This is a genomic window from Paracoccus tegillarcae, from assembly GCF_002847305.1.
Lineage (GTDB): Bacteria > Pseudomonadota > Alphaproteobacteria > Rhodobacterales > Rhodobacteraceae > Paracoccus > Paracoccus tegillarcae.
The window spans coordinates 3,630,182-3,645,879 of the sequence record NZ_CP025408.1 but is presented as its reverse complement, the minus strand read 5'-3'; the positions used below and the strand labels follow the sequence as shown (position 1 = coordinate 3,645,879).

The window sequence follows — 15,698 nt, the reverse complement described above, 5'->3', positions numbered from 1 at the left end:
CGATCAGCCCGAAATCGCCGCTTGCAGCGCATCGGCCCGGTCGGTCTTTTCCCAACTGAACGCGGTTGCGCCTGCCAGCTGGTACGGATCGCGACCGAAATGCCCATAGCTGGCGGTCGGTCGATAGATCGGGTGCAGCAGATCCAGATCGCGGATGATCGCAAAAGGTCGCAGGTCGAACACCTCGCGCACGGCCTGGATGATCTGTTCCGCGGGACGAGTTTCGGTACCAAAGGTGTTGATGCTGATCGAGGTCGGTTCGGCCACCCCGATGGCATAGCTGACCTGAATTTCGCAGCGTTCGGCCAGACCGGCGGCGACGATATTCTTGGCCACCCAACGCCCGGCATAGGCCGCGGAACGGTCGACCTTGCTGGGGTCCTTTCCCGAAAACGCGCCCCCGCCATGCCGCGCCATGCCACCATAGCTGTCGACGATGATCTTGCGCCCGGTCAGACCGCAATCGCCAACCGGACCGCCGGTCACAAAACTGCCGGTCGGGTTTATGTACAGCTTGGCCTCGGCACCAAGCCAGCCGGCAGGCATCACTGGCTTGATGATCTCTTCCATCACCGCCTCGCGCAGATCGGCCTGGCTGATTTCGGGGTTGTGCTGGGTCGACAGGACCAGCGCGTCCACGCCCTCGGGTTTGCCATCCGCGCCATAGCGCAGTGTGACCTGCGATTTCGCGTCGGGCCGCAGCCAGGGCAGCGTGCCATCACGGCGCACGGCGGATTGGCGTTCGACCAGACGATGGGCATAGGTGATCGGTGCAGGCATCAGCACGTCGGTTTCATTGCTGGCATAGCCGAACATCAGGCCCTGATCGCCGGCGCCCTGTTCCTCAAGGTTTTGGCGATCCACGCCCTGCGCGATTTCGGGTGCCTGCTTGCCGATGATATTGATCACCGAACAGGTGGCCCCGTCAAAGCCCACATCGCTGCTGGTATAGCCGATACCGTTGATCACCCCGCGCACGATAGATTCCAGATCGACCCAGGCCGTCGTGGTGATCTCGCCCGAAATGATCGCGACGCCGGTCTTTACCATGGTCTCGCAGGCGACACGCGCGCGCGGGTCCTCGGCGATGATGGCGTCGAGAACCGCGTCAGAGATCTGATCGGCGATCTTGTCTGGATGGCCCTCGGATACGGATTCCGAGGTGAACAACGAATATTCGCTCATATGTCAGTACCGGTATTGATCGGATTTGAAGGGGCCCTCGGGCGTCACGCCGATATAGTCGGCCTGTTCCTGCGACAGTGTGCTCAGCTTGACGCCGATCTTGTCCAGATGCAGCCGCGCGACTTTTTCGTCCAGCGCCTTAGGCAGGATATAGACGCCGGGCTGGTATTCGTCGCCCTTTGTGAACAGCTCGATCTGGGCCAGCACCTGATTGGTAAAGCTGGCCGACATCACGAATGAGGGATGGCCGGTGGCATTGCCAAGGTTCAGCAGACGGCCCTGGCTCAGCAGGATGATGCGATTGCCCGAGGGCATCTCGATCATGTCCACCTGATCCTTCACATTGGTCCATTTGTGGTTTTTCAGCGCGGCGACCTGAATTTCATTGTCGAAATGGCCGATATTCCCGACGATCGCCATGTCCTTCATCATGCGCATGTGGTCCAGCCGGATCACATCGCGATTGCCTGTGGTTGTGATGAAGATATCGGCGCTGTCGGCCACATCTTCCAGCGTGACCACTTCGAACCCGTCCATCGCGGCTTGCAGCGCGCAGATCGGATCGACCTCGGTCACTTTCACGCGGGCACCGGCACCGCGCAAGGATGCGGCAGAACCCTTGCCGACATCACCATAGCCGCAGACGACGGCCACCTTGCCGGCCATCATCACGTCGGTGGCGCGGCGGATGCCATCGACCAGCGATTCCTTGCAGCCGTATTTGTTGTCGAATTTCGACTTGGTGACGCTGTCATTCACGTTGATCGCGGGGAAGGGCAGCAGGCCTTTCTTGTGCAGATCGTAAAGGCGATGCACGCCGGTCGTGGTTTCCTCGGTCACACCTTGCAGCGCATCGCGCTGCGCGGCGAACCAACCGGGGCTTTGGGTCAGCCGCTTCTTTATCTGCGCAAACAGCGCCTCTTCTTCCTCGCTGGTGGGCGTTTCGATCAGGCCGGTTTCGCCCGCCTCGGCCCGCGCACCCAGCAGGATATACATGGTGGCATCGCCGCCATCGTCCAGGATCATGTTCGCGGGACCCTCGGCGAACTGGAAAATCCGATCGGTATAGGACCAGTATTCCGGCAGCGTCTCGCCCTTGATGGCAAAGACCGGCACACCGGTTGCCGCAATCGCCGCGGCTGCATGGTCCTGCGTCGAATAGATGTTGCAGCTTGCCCAACGCACATCCGCGCCCAGTGCCGTCAAGGTTTCGATCAGCACGGCGGTTTGCACGGTCATGTGCAGACTGCCGGCGATGCGCGCGCCTGCCAAAGGCTTTGCCTCGCCATATTCGGCCCGCAAGGCCATCAGGCCGGGCATTTCGGTTTCAGCTATATCCAGCTCTTTACGGCCATATTCGGCCAGCGAGATATCCTTGATGATATGATCGGTCACATCGCGATCCTTAGGAATTCCGATTGAGACAGCGACATAGGCCAAACGCCACCGGGCCGAAAGCACTTTGTCGAAACGAAAGATGCCGGAGCGCGAGGCCCCGGCATTGTCGATGCAATCAGGCAGGCCTCAGCCGTCGAAATTGACCTCTTCGATCAGTTTCAGGGCTTCGGGGCGCAGGGCGCTGATCTCGGTCAGCGGCGTGGTGTCGGGGGTGAACTCACCCCAGCTTGCCACCAGTTCCGAAGGTTCGACATGATCCGAGACGGGGAATTCGTTGTTCGTCTCGGCATAGATCGCCTGCGCCTCGTCGCTGACGAGGAAATCCATGAATTGCTGCGCGGCTTCCTTGTTCGGGGCAGAGGTGGTCATTGCCACGCCCGACACGTTCACATGGGTGCCACCATCGGCAAAGGTCGGAAAGACGATGCGCACGGAGTTGGCCCATTCCTTCTGTTCGTCATCCTTCAGCATCGCACCCATGTAATAGGTGTTGCCCACGCTGATATCGCACTCACCGGCCCAGATCGATTTGACCTGATCGCGATCGCCGCCTTCGGGTTTCTTGGCCAGATTGGCCTTGATGCCCTCGAGCCAGGTTTTTGTTTCCTCGGCGCCGTGATGGGCCAGATAGGCCGCCGTCAGCGCCACGTTGTAATCATGGGTGAAGGGACGGGTGCAGATGCGACCCTGCCATTTCGGGTCCGCCAGATCCTCATAGGTGGTCACCTCGCCATCGGCAACGCGCTCGGCGCTGGCATAAACGATACGGGCGCGGGTGGTCAGGCCGAACCACTGGTTGTCGGCGTCGCGCAGCCCTTCGGGGATCACGGCCAGAGCCTCGTCCTCGACCGCCTGGGTCACGCCGGCATCCTTGACCTCGCCCAGACGCGCAACATCAACGGTCATGATCAGATCAGCCGGGCTGCGATCGCCCTCGGCCTTCAGGCGCTCAACCATGCCCTTGTCGACAAAGGCGACGTTCACGGTGATGCCGGTCTCGGCGGTAAACGCATCGACCAGCGGCTGCAGCAGCTCTGGCTGGCGGTGCGAATAGACGTTCACCTCTTGCGCAAATGCGGGCAGGGCGGTCGCACCCAAAAGGGCGGTCAGGATCAGAGGGCGCATAGTCGACTCCTTTAGTCAGTCAATATGCAAGCTTGATACAGCAGAAAATCACCGCGTCAACCGAATATCCGACCAAAAAAATAAGATACTGCCAGCGATTGACCCGGCACCTGACACGCATTACCTGCCCGGCCATGGCACGCGCACCCCTGTTACAACTGACCGATATTTCCCTGACCTTCGGCGGCGAACCCGTTTTCGAAAACCTGTCCCTGACCATTCAGCCAGGCGATCGGGTGGCGTTGGTTGGGCGCAATGGCTCGGGAAAATCGACCCTGATGAAGGTCATGGCGCGATTGGTCGAGGCGGACCGGGGCGAAGTTGTGACCCCGTTGGGCACCAGCGTCGGCTATATGGAGCAGGACCCGGATCTGTCCAGCTTTGAAACGCTTGGCGATTTTGCCCGTGCCGGACTGGACGAGGGGCAGGACTACCGCGTTGAAATGGCGGCCGAAGGGTTGAAATTCGATCCTGACCGCTCCGTCGCCACCGCATCGGGTGGGGAACGTCGTCGGGCGGCGCTGGCTCGCCTGCTGGCCGAGGCGCCAGATTTGATGCTGCTGGACGAACCGACCAACCATCTGGACATCCAGGCGATCGGCTGGCTCGAAGAACAGCTGAAAGCGACGAAATCCGCCTTCGTGCTGATCAGCCACGACCGCGCCTTTCTGCGTGCCCTGGCGCGGGCGACGCTGTGGATCGACCGCGGTGCTGTCCGTCGACAGGAAAAGGGCTTTGAAGCCTTTGAGGAATGGCGCGAGACGACCTGGGCCGCCGAGGATGAGGCCCGTCACAAGCTGGATCGCAAGATCAAGGCAGAGGCGCGGTGGGCGGTCGAAGGCATCAGCGCCCGGCGCAAGCGCAATCAGGGTCGTGTTCGCGCGTTGCAGGCGCTGCGGGCCGAGCGCAGTTCGCAGATCAGACGGCAAGGCACGGCAGCAATGGCGCTGGATGCGGGTCAGCAATCAGGCAAGCGGGTGATCGAGGCGCGCGGCATCAGCAAGGTCTTTGGCGACCGCGTGATCCTGCGGCCCTTTGATCTGCGCGTGTTGCGTGGTGACCGCGTGGCCTTTGTCGGGCCCAACGGCGTGGGCAAGACCACCCTGATCAAGATGCTGACCGGTGAGATCGCAACTGACGAGGGCAGCGTGGTCCACGGGACCAATCTGGATATTGCCGTCTTCGACCAGACCCGTGCGGCGTTGGACCCGGATGCAAGCTTGTGGGACAGCCTGACGGGTGATCCCGATATGCGGGTTTCGGGCCGGGCCGATCAGGTCATGGTGCGCGGCGTTCCCCGGCATGTGGTCGGCTATCTCAAGGATTTCCTGTTCGATGAGGGACAGGTCCGCGCGCCGGTTCGCAGCCTGTCGGGCGGCGAAAAGGCGCGGCTGTTGCTGGCGCGGATCATGGCGCATCCGTCCAACCTGCTGGTCCTGGACGAACCAACCAACGATCTGGACGTGGAAACGCTGGATCTGCTGCAGGATATCCTGGGCGAGTATGACGGGACCGTGCTGCTGGTCAGCCACGACCGCGATTTCATTGACCGGGTTGCCGACACCACCATCGCGATGGAAGGCGATGGCCGCGCCGTGATCTATCCGGGTGGCTGGTCCGACTATCGCGCGCAGCGCCCAGAGAGTGCGAACGAAGGCACTCTGCCCGCGCCCACATCCCCGCCGGAAACGCCCAGGGCCACCGCCGATAGGGCGAATGATAAGCCGAAACCGGCGCGCGACGGGCTGAGCTTTACCGAAAAGCACCGGCTAGAGACGTTGCCGGGGATCATCGAACGGCTGGAAGCCGAGATCGCCAAGCTGGGCATATTCTTGTCGGACCCAGACCTCTTCAGCACCGCGCCGGCCAAGTTCCAGAAGGCCAGCGAAGGGCTGGCCGACCGGCAGGCGAAACTGGCCGAAGCCGAAGAGGAATGGCTGATGCTTGAGGAAAAAGCCTCGGCCTAGGCCGCCCGTTCGACCGCCGCCACGATCCCGTCCACGACATCGCGCAGAACGGCCTCGTCCTCGGCCTCTGCCATCACCCGGATCAGCGGCTCGGTGCCCGACTTGCGGATCAGCACGCGGCCATGGCCCTGCAAGCGGCGTTCCGCCTCGGCGATGACAGCCTTGACAGGATCTGCCGACAGCGGATCGGCGCCAGCGGCAAAGCGGACGTTTTTCAGCATTTGCGGTACCGGATCGAACTGCGCCACCAACTGGCTGGCGGGCTGGCCGCTATCGGCCATGGCTGCCAGGAATTGCAGCCCCGCGATCAAGCCGTCGCCCGTGGTTGCGTAATCGGTCATCACGATATGGCCCGATTGCTCGCCACCCAGATTAAAGCCCTGTCCGCGCATCCGCTCGACCACATAGCGGTCGCCGACCTTGGTCCGTTCCAGCCGCAGTCCGCGCCCTTCAAGGAACCGTTCCAGGCCAAGATTGGACATCACCGTTGCAACCAGCGCGCCGCCCTTCAGCCGGCCTTCTTCCGCCCACCGGCCCGCAAGCAACGCCATGATCTGATCGCCATCGGCCAGGCGACCCAGTTCGTCGATCACAGCCACCCGGTCGGCATCGCCGTCCAGCGAGATGCCCAGATCGGCGCCATGCGCCAGCACCGCGCGTGCGCATGCCTCGGGATGTGTGCTGCCGACGCCGTCATTGATGTTGAAGCCATCGGGCTCGACGCCCACGGGGATCACCTCGGCGCCCAGTTCCCACAAGACCTCGGGTGCCGCGCGATAGGCCGCACCATTGGCGCAATCGACAACCACTTTCAGCCCGTCCAGTCGCTGCCCGGTCGGGAAGGTGGTCTTGGCATATTCGACATAGCGCCCGCGACCGTCGTCGATCCGCTTGGCGCGGCCGATATTCTCGGGCTGGGCGGGGGTGATTTCTTCCGCGACGATACGCTCGATTTCTGCCTCGGCCTCGTCGGACAGCTTGAAGCCATCGGGGCCAAAGAACTTGATGCCATTGTCGCAGGCCGGATTGTGGCTGGCCGAGATCATGATGCCCACATCCGCACGCATCGAGCGCGTCAAAAATCCCACAGCCGGCGTTGGCACCGGACCCAGCAGCAGCACGTTCATGCCGGTGCTGGTCAGCCCGGCGGTCAGCGCGTTCTCGATCATATAGCCCGAAAGCCGCGTGTCCTTGCCGATCACCACGCGGTGTCCGTTGCGTCCGTCGCGGCGGAAATAACGTCCCGCCGCCGCACCGAGGCGCAGTGCCATTTCAGCGGTCATCGGATAGGTATTCGCCCGGCCCCTGACCCCATCGGTTCCAAATAGCTTTCTGCTCATGATACTTCGGCCTCACCGCTCAATGCGTCCCAAAGACGCAAACCCTGTTTTATCATTGCCACGTCATGGACGCGGTGTATCTGTATCCCCTGCGCCGCTGCCGCGATGGTCAGTGCCAGCGTGCCGGGCGCCCGTTCCGATGCCGTCTCGGCACCGCCTATGGTGCCGATGAAGCGCTTGCGCGAGACGCCCAGCAGCACCGGACAGCCCAAACCGTGAAACAGCGAAATCCGCCGCAGGATGGACAGATTATGCGCGCTTGTCTTGCCGAAACCAATGCCCGGATCAATCAAGATGCGCGCGCGTTCGATCCCTGACGCAACGGCACCGTCGATCCGTTTGGCCAGCGCATCATAAACGTCCAGCAACACATCGCCGTAATGCGGATCGTCCTGCATGTCTGCGGGCAAGCCCTGCGCATGCATCAGGCAGACCGGAGCGCCTGCATCGGCCAGCACACCGGCCAGCGCAGGATCGAAATCAAAGCCTGAGACATCATTGATCATGCCTGCGCCGGCCTTTAGCGCGGCACGCGCCACGCTGGCCTTGCGCGTATCGGCCGAGATTGGCGCGTGGCCGGCCATGGCGCGGATGACGGGCTCTATTCGTGCGATTTCATCCGACGCAGCCATTTCGACAGCTCCGGGACGGGTGGATTCGCCGCCGATATCCAGCAGATCGGCGCCCTCATCCAGCAACGTCTGTGCATGGCGGGTCGGCTCATAAGCGCCGCCATCGGAAAAGCTGTCGGGCGTCGCATTGACGATCCCCATGATCCGGGGGCGGTCGAGCGGCAGGCCCAGCAGATCGGCACGTGGTGCGGTCAGCGCCTGCATCACCGCCTCGGGGGCGGTGTCGACGATGATCGGCTGTTCTCCGCGGCGCAGCAGTTCGAACTGGGAAAACCGGGTCCAGCCGCCTGCGAGTTGCCAGCGACCCGTCAGCGGCGTCGGGATAGGCCGGTAATAGGCGTCCCGGGTCATTTATGGCGGCCCACCGGCAGGCTGAAGTCAGCGGGCAGGTCCGGCAGGGTGCGGTCAGCGGGCAGTGCAAAATCCAGCCTGGCCGCGCCCAGCAACCCCGCCAGCCAAAAGGCCAGCGCATGGGGATGGGCGGGCAGGTTGGGGATATCGGCCGTCATGCGGCAGGGGGCCCAGACCAGCGGCAGCCCGGCGCTGATGGACCAGTCGATCTCGGTCCGGCTGTCGGCCACATCCAGCCCAAGGCGACCGGCCAGCGCCCAGGCCGCCTGATCCAGCGCCAGCAATGCAATGCGCCGATGATCGCCGCCCGTCGGCAGCGGCAGAGCAGGCGCGTCGGGAACGATCACCAGCGACTCGGTCGGTGTCAGGGACATGTCCTTGTCCAGAAACAGAACGACCGGCTGCGGCGCACCTGTTTCTGCCGCGACCAGCCCGGAATCGCGGGTGATGGTGACGCCAAGCGCGCCTGGAATACGGTCAAGCTTTTCGATGCTGACCTCGATTTTCGCCGCGGCGCGGTGGCTCAGCACCTCTGCGGCTATTTTCTCGGCCAGGGTTTCCAGCAGGTCATAACGGCGGTCGGCCAAGCCGCTTGCGACGGCCTTGGTCAGCACGTCATAGGACAGGATTCGGTCAACCTGATCCTCGGCTCCGGTCACGGGCTTGGCCAGATCCACCGTCAGATTAAAGCGCAAGCGCTGCTCGTTTCCACGCTCGGACTGAAACGCGCCGATCTCGGCGGTTATGATAAAGTCGCGCAGGTGGATTCTGTCGGCCTGTTCCATCATGGTTTGGTTTCCCAGCAAACGGCTGATCGCGCAAGGGTCAAGCGAAAGCCGCCCGGCCAGAGGCGGGCGGCTTGCAATATGGGCTGGACTTGCGCGGTGTCAGTTCGACGCGATGCGCTGGCCGGTGCGATAGAAAATGTGGCGACCGATCTGAATGGTGCGCTGGAAACGGCGCGACCAGGCGGGACGCACGGCCGGCGTATGGAAATAGGTCGCACCATTGGTCAGATTGCCGGTGCCGCCGGACAGGGCCGTTTCAGCGACCTGACGGACACGCAGATAGGTGCCACGGCTACGGATCGTTTTGCGACCGCCGATGGTATAGCTGAACTGGCTGCGCTGGTTGATCACGCCGCACACGCTGTTCGGGAAACGGCTGCTCTTGACCCGGTTCAGGATGACCTCGGCCACGGCTGCCTGACCCTTGCGGCCTTCGCCACGCGCCTCAAAGTACAGCGCCTCTGCCATACAATCGAGATCGCCGCCCGTATAGGCGCCGGTGGTGCTGGTCAGATAAATCTGTTCAGGTCCGCCTTCGATCTGGACGGGCTCGGCATCTGTATAGAGCAGCGGGCGTGGCCGCGGCATATCCATGGGTGCGCTGATCCCGTGCATGGAAGTGTCGGGATAGGCAGTCGTGCGGGCAGAGCCGGTCGCATGGGCAGCACCGGCAACGAGGGCGGGAACAACCGCAATACTGAGACAATTTCGCGTCAGTTTTGTCAGCAGCTTGAGCATAATCTTACCTGTATCATTCGTGTCATTGGGTCGCCCGTTCCGGGCAAGACCGGTCAGAGCAGATGACCGATCCAGTTGATCGACGAGGGTGATAGGGTTTTTAGCGACGCGCTTTCTACCGCACAGACGCGTGAGTTCCCGAAACAGGATGCTGCGGTGCAGAATTGGCAGTATTCCGCCGATGATCACGTTAAAAATTGGCGGAAATCAGCAATTTGCACCGATTTTTAGGGCCGGATCGGGCCTATTAAGCGCGTGCTGTCATGCAGGCGCGTCCGAATCCGCTCTGCTGGCGCGAATCGATTCCTGCGCGCTTGCCAAGCTTGCGACGGGTACCCGAAACGGCGAGCATGAGACATAGGAAAAGCCCGCCCGGTGACAAAAAGCTATGGATTCCGGGTTGCCGCCATGTTCGCCGCACACAGACAGAGTGATGTCAGGGCTGACCGCGCGCGCGCGCTCGGCCCCGATCATCAGCAACTCGCCCACGCCCTCTTGATCAAGGATGTGGAACGGGTCCTCTTCGTAGACGCCCTGATTGACATAGGCGCCCATAAAACGGCCCGCATCGTCGCGTGACAGGCCATAGGTCATCTGCGTCAGGTCGTTCGTCCCGAATGACAGAAACGCGGCATGCGTGGCGATGTCGCCGGCTCGCAAGGCGGCGCGCGGGGTTTCGACCATGACACCCAGACGATAGGTGAAGTCGGCGCGCATCTTGTTGCGAACCTCGGCGGCGACGGAATCGACACGGTTCTTGACCAGCTCGACCTCGCGCATCGCACTGACCAGCGGGATCATGATCTCAGGCACCACCGGATCGCCCTGCCGACTGGCCAAAGCAGTGGCCTCAAAGATGGCACGGGCCTGCATTTCGTAGATCTCGGGCATGACGATTCCCAGACGTACACCGCGCAGCCCCAGCATGGGATTGAATTCCGACAGCGCATCCACGCGCCGGACAACGTCCGACAGCGGCATGTCCAGGGATTCGGCCAGCGCACGCATCCCCTCGCGGTCATGCGGCAGGAATTCATGCAGCGGCGGGTCGAACAGGCGGATCGTCACCGGCAGGCCGGCCATGATCTGGAACAGATCCGCGAAATCATCGCGCTGCATCGGCAGGATGCGTTCCAGTGCCAGACGCCGGTCTTCGGGCTTGTCGGCAAATATCATCTCGCGCATGGCAGGCAGGCGGTCGGCATCAAAGAACATGTGCTCGGTGCGGCACAGCCCGATGCCCTGCGCATTGAACATACGCGCGGTGCGGGCGTCCTCCGGCGTGTCTGCATTGGCGCGCACGTCAAGCTGGCGGAACTGATCGGCCCATTGCAGCAATTGCGCAAAGCTGTCGTCCAGCGCCGGTTCCAGCATTTCCGCGGCACCTGCCAGCACCTCGCCGGTGGTGCCGTCAATGGTAATCTCGTCGCCTTCGCGGAAACTGCGATGGCCCGCACGCAGCACACGGGCCCGCGCATCGATGCTGATGCCGATGGCGCCCACGATGCAGGGCAGGCCCAGACCGCGTGCGATCACCGCTGCGTGGCTGGTGGGGCCGCCGCGCTCGGTCAGAACGGCGACAGAGGCATGCATGCCGCGAATATCCTCTGGCACGGTTTCGCGCCTCACCAGAACGCAGGGCTCACCCTGCGCGGCGCTGGCTTGCGCTGCGGCGGCGGAAAAGACGATCTTGCCGGTTGCGGCACCAGGGCTGGCATTGATGCCGCGCGCGAACAGATCGCGCGGCGCGCGCGGATCGACCTGATGATGCAGCAGATCCGAAAGGGCGCGCGGTTCGACCCGCATCACGGCCTCTTCGGGGGGGATCACGCCATCATTGGCCAGCGCCACCGCGATCCGCACAGAGGCGCGGGAACTGCGCTGCAGCCTGACGGCATCAATGATCGAGACCCGACCTTCATTCACGACGAACTCGATCTGCATCTCTTCGCGCAGCCGTTCGCGCGCCGCCACGCCAGAGCGCACCAGATCGGCAAAAACCTCCGGTGCGGCATCTTCCAGCGCCGGGCCACGGTCGTCCTTGGTCAGGAACAGCGTTTCGCTGTCGCTGGCACGAACGCTGCCTTGCATCTGACCGCGAAACCGGCCGGTGATGCGCGGCGCGCCGGTGACGCTGTCGACGAACTGGATCGTGCCCGAGCCGCAGAAACCCGGCCCCATGCCAAGCGCCATGTCCTGCACTACCAGCCCAAGGGGTGCATCCGCAGGCGCCCCTTGGGCCTGACGCAAAAGCCGCGCGGTCGGCCCATCCCAGGCCCGCGCCATGGATCGCAGCACTTCGGTTAGCTGAACGGCGGGGTCTTGCGGGAATTCCTCGTCCATTTCGTCGGCATAGCTGCGCAGCGCCTCGGCCAGCGCACCTTTGCCATCCTGCGCGAACATGTCGGGGTCGAGACGCGCAATATGCGTGGCGTAGGATTGGACGAAATGCAGGTACAGGGCGTCGGCGGCCTCTTGGCCGATCCGTTTAGACAGCGCCTTGTGCCGTTCGTGGTTGATGCCGACGTTCAGAACCGTCCCCGGCCCGCCCCATTCGGGGTCTACGGCAGAGGGTCGGACGCTGATCAAACCAAAGGCGCCCGTGCTGACATTATCGGGTTCGCCCAGCAAACGGGCAAGCATTGCCTCGTCCGGAGGATGCCCCGTCGCGATTTGCTGAACACATTCCGACGAGATCGCATGACTGCGCGGTACCGGAAGATCCATGCGCACCAGCCGTTGCAGGCATTTGGCACGCCAGCCATGCTGTGTGCGTTCAATCCCCGCCGAAGGCGTGATGAGGACGGCGTCACTGGCAAGCGAACTGGTCATAATACTTTAGCAATAACGCGTTATGAAATTGCTGCAAGTGCGAACTGGCGCGGGCTTGGTCTGACCGGGTCCCGAATCGGGCCCTTTACAGGTGCGACGCGCCGTTCAAACGGCCATTCTCATGCCGCACCGAACGCCGCTGATTTTCGTGAAAACAAAGACAGGCATCGCTCTCTGTCCCTCCGAGGCGATCAATATAAACGAAAACGCCTGCCGGCGGGACCGGCAGGCTTCAGCTTGCGCTATTTCACCAAGGCCAAGAAGCCTATTCCTGGATCGTCACGCTGGCCATGTAATCGGGCGTTTCGACCGCGCCATTGGCGTTGGCAGCCCCTTTTTCGATGGCATTCAGCACGTCCCAGCCATCGACCAGCTGGCCGACCACCGTATATTCGCCGTCAAGGAAGGTCGCAGGCGCGAGGTCGATAAAGAACTGGCTGTTGGCGCTGTTCGGGTCCTGACTGCGGGCCATGCCCACAGTGCCGGCCTGAAACGAGACGTCGTTGAACTCGGCCGGCAGGTCGGGCAGGTCGGAACCACCCATGCCTGCCATCGCCGTGTCGCCGCCCTGACGCCCATGTTGGACATCGCCGGTCTGGGCCATGAAGCCGTCGATCACGCGATGAAAGACCACACCGTCATATTTCCCGTCGCGCGCCAGCGTCATCAGACGCTCTACATGCTGCGGTGCCTTGTCGGCGAAAAGGTCCAGCGTGATGCTGCCCTTTGGCGTGCCATCGGCGCCGGCGACCTCGATCACCATGTTCGGACCGGGGCCATCGGTGACGCCGGGCAGACCCTCTGCCAGAGCAGGGCCGGCGATCAGCAGTGCGGGGATCAGGTAAAACTTATGCATCGGCTGCCACCTTGACCGAGATCATCCGGTCGGGATCCGCTGGCGGCTCGCCGCGCGCGATCTTGTCGACATGTTCCATGCCCTCGATCACGCGGCCATAGACGGTGTACTGCCCGTTGAGGAAATCATTGTCGCTGAAGTTGATAAAGAACTGGCTGTTGGCGCTGTTCGGGTTCGAAGAGCGCGCAGCACCGATCGTGCCACGCGAATGCGGCAGCTTCGAGAACTCGGCAGGCAGGTCGGGCTTGTCCGAACCACCCGTGCCGGCGCGACCGGGATTATAGTCCTTTTCCATATTGGCGTGCTGCACATCGCCGGTCTGGGCCATGAAACCTTCGATCACGCGATGAAAGCTCACGTTGTCATAGGCGCCGGCGCGGACCAGCTCTTTCATCCGTTCAGCGTGCTTGGGCGCAACATCGGGCAGCAGCTCGATGGTGACGGGACCATCCTTCAGCGTGATGATGATGGTGTTTTCGGGGTCCTTGATCTCGGCCATTGGGTCCTCCTTACAAATCAATCTGCGACACGGGATAGGCGTCGCGGCTGAAAAGAGCAACGCAGAAGCCGCCACTTGCGTTCAGCCGGTCTGGCCGGTTGACGAGATTGTCAACTTGCGGGACAAGCCAGAGCAAGAACCATTTCCCAACGGCACGAAAGGATCGCGCCATGGCAGATTTCAACACCATCGAAGACCTGGACCTGGACGGCAAAGTCGTTCTGACCCGCGTGGATATAAATGTGCCGGTCGAAAACGGTCAGATCACCGACACGACCCGGATCGACCGCATCGTGCCGACGATCAAGGACATTCAGGCGGCGGGCGGCATTCCCGTCCTGCTGGCCCATTTCGGTCGCCCCAAGGGTCAGCCGGTTGACAGCATGAGCCTGCGCCAGGTTGTGCCGGCGCTGGAGGCTGCCCTTGGTCAGCCCGTGATTTTCGCGGATAACTGCATCGGCGGCCCGGCCAAGCGCGTGGTCGCGGCCTTGCAGCTAGGCGATGTGGCGCTGCTGGAAAACACCCGCTTTCACGAGGGTGAGGAGGCAAACGACGCAACATTCGCAGCCTCGCTGGCGGCGCTTGGGCATGTCTTTGTCAACGACGCCTTCTCGGCGGCCCACCGCGCCCATGCATCGACCGAGGGGATGGCGCGGCTGATGGATGCGGGGGCTGGCCGGTTGATGGAGGCCGAACTCAAGGCGCTGGATGCAGCCCTTGGCAGCCCAGAGCGGCCGGTCGTTGCTGTGGTGGGGGGCGCCAAGGTGTCGACCAAGCTGGATCTGTTGGGCAATCTGATCGAGAAGGTCGACAATCTGGTGATCGGCGGCGGCATGGCCAACACCTTTCTGGTGGCCAAGGGCATCGAAGTCGGCACGTCACTGGCCGAGCGGGACATGGCTGATACGGCGCGCGACATCATGGAAAAAGCCGACGAGGGCGGATGCGAGATCCATCTGCCGATCGATATCGTTGTCGCGTGGGAATTCAAGGAAGGCGCTGCCAGCGAGGTGCTGCCCGCCGATCAATGCCCTGCGGATGCGATGATCCTCGATGCCGGTCCTGAAACCGTCGCGGCGATCCGCGATCTGTTCGCGAATTGCAAGACGCTGGTATGGAACGGCCCGCTTGGTGCCTTTGAAATCGCGCCTTTCGACAAGGCCACGAACGAAGCCGCCCGTGCCGCTGCCGAAGCGACGCGCGCCGGCACGCTGGTCTCGGTCGCCGGTGGCGGCGATACGGTCGCTGCGCTGAACCGCGCGGGCGTTGCCGATGATTTCACCTTCATCTCGACCGCGGGCGGGGCGTTTCTTGAATGGATGGAGGGCAGGGACCTGCCCGGTGTCGCGGCCCTGAAGGCCAAGCGCGCCTGAGCACCGCGACGGATCCGGTTCCGCCGGGATATGACGACCAACGGCGGCAGAGCGTCTCTGCCGCCGTTGACATGACTGGATAGGACTGCGGCGCGCGACTAGCGCCGTCCAAACAGCAGACCAAGAAGGCCACCGCCGCGCTGACCGCTGTTTTCGGTGCTACCGGTGCCTGCCTCCGCTTCGGCGTCAGGATTGGCGTCAGGATTGGCGTCGTCGCCACTGGTACCGTTGCCTGCGTCGGCAGCCTGTGTCTCAGTGGTGTTGTCCGATCCGCTTGCGCCATTTGCCGGTGCAGGGGCCTGATTTTGACCGTCGCCGTTTACGCTGCCCAGGCCGGCCTCTGCCGCGTCTCGGAACGCCAGCATCGAATTGACCCAGTCGTAATAGCCAGAGCCGCTGGCCGGTTGTGCCGCCCCGGGACGAAGCCAGGATTCGTCAGCGCCTTTGACCATCGGCGTCTCTGCCGCCAGATCAATGATATTTGCAGAACTGATTGGCCGCTTGAACAGGTCCAGCGTATTAGTGCCCCAGGTCAGTTGACTGGAAGAGACAGGGGGACTGCTGCCGCCAAATAGCGGCATGTGGTTCAACGACAAATTGCTACTTACGTACAT

13 protein-coding genes are annotated in these 15,698 nt (G+C 62.7%); 2 read left to right on the top strand and 11 right to left on the bottom strand.

The features are described 5' to 3' along the window. Nucleotides 1–3: 3 nt before the first annotated feature. From metK to CUV01_RS17870, 3 genes are all read right to left on the bottom strand, one after another. Nucleotides 4–1,185, bottom strand: coding sequence for a methionine adenosyltransferase (metK, locus tag CUV01_RS17880; protein ID WP_101461656.1), 1,182 nt, complete (start codon nucleotides 1,183–1,185; stop codon nucleotides 4–6). 3 nt (nucleotides 1,186–1,188) lie between these two features. Further along, the gene (ahcY, locus tag CUV01_RS17875; RefSeq protein ID WP_101462211.1) at nucleotides 1,189–2,580 is read right to left on the bottom strand and encodes an adenosylhomocysteinase; all 1,392 of its coding nucleotides are present in this window, start codon (nucleotides 2,578–2,580) and stop codon (nucleotides 1,189–1,191) included. 129 nt (nucleotides 2,581–2,709) lie between these two features. Further along, nucleotides 2,710–3,708: a Fe(3+) ABC transporter substrate-binding protein gene (locus tag CUV01_RS17870; protein WP_101461655.1), complete on the bottom strand. Its 999-nt coding sequence runs from the start codon at nucleotides 3,706–3,708 to the stop codon at nucleotides 2,710–2,712. 134 nt (nucleotides 3,709–3,842) lie between these two features. Between CUV01_RS17870 and CUV01_RS17865 the strand changes: the two genes are divergently transcribed. Beyond that, nucleotides 3,843–5,675 carry an ABC-F family ATP-binding cassette domain-containing protein gene (locus tag CUV01_RS17865; protein ID WP_101461654.1) on the top strand — a complete coding sequence of 611 codons (1,833 nt, stop codon included), beginning with the start codon at nucleotides 3,843–3,845 and terminating at the stop codon, nucleotides 5,673–5,675. Here CUV01_RS17865 and glmM read toward each other — a convergent pair. The 7 genes from glmM to CUV01_RS17830 all read right to left on the bottom strand — a co-directional run bounded on the left by glmM (nucleotide 5,672) and on the right by CUV01_RS17830 (nucleotide 13,711). Beyond that, on the bottom strand, nucleotides 5,672–7,015 hold the full coding sequence (gene glmM, locus CUV01_RS17860; protein WP_101461653.1) for a phosphoglucosamine mutase: 1,344 nt from the start codon (nucleotides 7,013–7,015) through the stop codon (nucleotides 5,672–5,674). The two genes, CUV01_RS17865 and glmM, sit on opposite strands and share 4 nt — an antisense overlap. Beyond that, entirely contained in the window at nucleotides 7,012–7,998 is a 987-nt protein-coding gene (gene folP, locus CUV01_RS17855) for a dihydropteroate synthase (protein ID WP_101461652.1), read from the bottom strand. Before folP ends, glmM begins: the two co-directional genes overlap by 4 nt. Next, nucleotides 7,995–8,786 (bottom strand): dihydroneopterin aldolase, encoded by a 792-nt coding sequence (locus tag CUV01_RS17850; protein WP_232962345.1) that lies wholly within the window; start codon nucleotides 8,784–8,786, stop codon nucleotides 7,995–7,997. Before CUV01_RS17850 ends, folP begins: the two co-directional genes overlap by 4 nt. Nucleotides 8,787–8,885: 99 nt before the next feature. Then, nucleotides 8,886–9,713 (bottom strand): cell wall hydrolase, encoded by an 828-nt coding sequence (locus tag CUV01_RS20320; protein ID WP_338418323.1) that lies wholly within the window; start codon nucleotides 9,711–9,713, stop codon nucleotides 8,886–8,888. A gap of 72 nt (nucleotides 9,714–9,785) precedes the next feature. Continuing rightward, a complete protein-coding gene (locus CUV01_RS17840; protein WP_101461650.1) occupies nucleotides 9,786–12,356 on the bottom strand; it encodes a putative PEP-binding protein in 2,571 nt (856 codons plus the stop codon). Between the two features lie 265 nt (nucleotides 12,357–12,621). Next, nucleotides 12,622–13,212, bottom strand: a complete 591-nt coding sequence (locus CUV01_RS17835; RefSeq protein ID WP_101461649.1) for a peptidylprolyl isomerase — start codon at nucleotides 13,210–13,212, stop codon at nucleotides 12,622–12,624. Then, entirely contained in the window at nucleotides 13,205–13,711 is a 507-nt protein-coding gene (locus CUV01_RS17830; RefSeq protein ID WP_101461648.1) for a peptidylprolyl isomerase, read from the bottom strand. The genes CUV01_RS17835 and CUV01_RS17830 overlap by 8 nt, the downstream gene beginning before the upstream one ends. 170 nt (nucleotides 13,712–13,881) lie before the next feature. On the opposite strand from CUV01_RS17830, the gene CUV01_RS17825 reads away from it, so the two are divergent. Continuing rightward, nucleotides 13,882–15,084: a phosphoglycerate kinase gene (locus tag CUV01_RS17825; RefSeq protein ID WP_101461647.1), complete on the top strand. Its 1,203-nt coding sequence runs from the start codon at nucleotides 13,882–13,884 to the stop codon at nucleotides 15,082–15,084. A 98-nt stretch (nucleotides 15,085–15,182) separates the two neighbouring features. Here the strand turns inward: CUV01_RS17825 and CUV01_RS17820 are convergent, their stop codons facing one another. Next, on the bottom strand, nucleotides 15,183–15,698 hold the full coding sequence (locus CUV01_RS17820; protein WP_157994905.1) for a hypothetical protein: 516 nt from the start codon (nucleotides 15,696–15,698) through the stop codon (nucleotides 15,183–15,185).

Excerpts from the sequence above, each read along its gene's own strand:
- CUV01_RS17870 (WP_101461655.1), bottom strand. The coding sequence starts at position 3,708 with ATGCGCCCTCTGATCCTGACCGCCCTTTTGGGTGCGACCGCCCTGCCC.
- CUV01_RS17840 (WP_101461650.1), bottom strand. The coding sequence starts at position 12,356 with ATGACCAGTTCGCTTGCCAGTGACGCCGTCCTCATCACGCCTTCGGCG.
- CUV01_RS17825 (WP_101461647.1), top strand. The coding sequence starts at position 13,882 with ATGGCAGATTTCAACACCATCGAAGACCTGGACCTGGACGGCAAAGTC.
- CUV01_RS17820 (WP_157994905.1), bottom strand. The coding sequence starts at position 15,698 with ATGTACGTAAGTAGCAATTTGTCGTTGAACCACATGCCGCTATTTGGC.
- CUV01_RS17835 (WP_101461649.1), bottom strand. The coding sequence starts at position 13,212 with ATGCATAAGTTTTACCTGATCCCCGCACTGCTGATCGCCGGCCCTGCT.
- metK (WP_101461656.1), bottom strand. The coding sequence starts at position 1,185 with ATGAGCGAATATTCGTTGTTCACCTCGGAATCCGTATCCGAGGGCCAT.
- glmM (WP_101461653.1), bottom strand. The coding sequence starts at position 7,015 with ATGAGCAGAAAGCTATTTGGAACCGATGGGGTCAGGGGCCGGGCGAAT.
- folP (WP_101461652.1), bottom strand. The coding sequence starts at position 7,998 with ATGACCCGGGACGCCTATTACCGGCCTATCCCGACGCCGCTGACGGGT.
- CUV01_RS17830 (WP_101461648.1), bottom strand. The coding sequence starts at position 13,711 with ATGGCCGAGATCAAGGACCCCGAAAACACCATCATCATCACGCTGAAG.
- CUV01_RS17865 (WP_101461654.1), top strand. The coding sequence starts at position 3,843 with ATGGCACGCGCACCCCTGTTACAACTGACCGATATTTCCCTGACCTTC.
- CUV01_RS17850 (WP_232962345.1), bottom strand. The coding sequence starts at position 8,786 with ATGATGGAACAGGCCGACAGAATCCACCTGCGCGACTTTATCATAACC.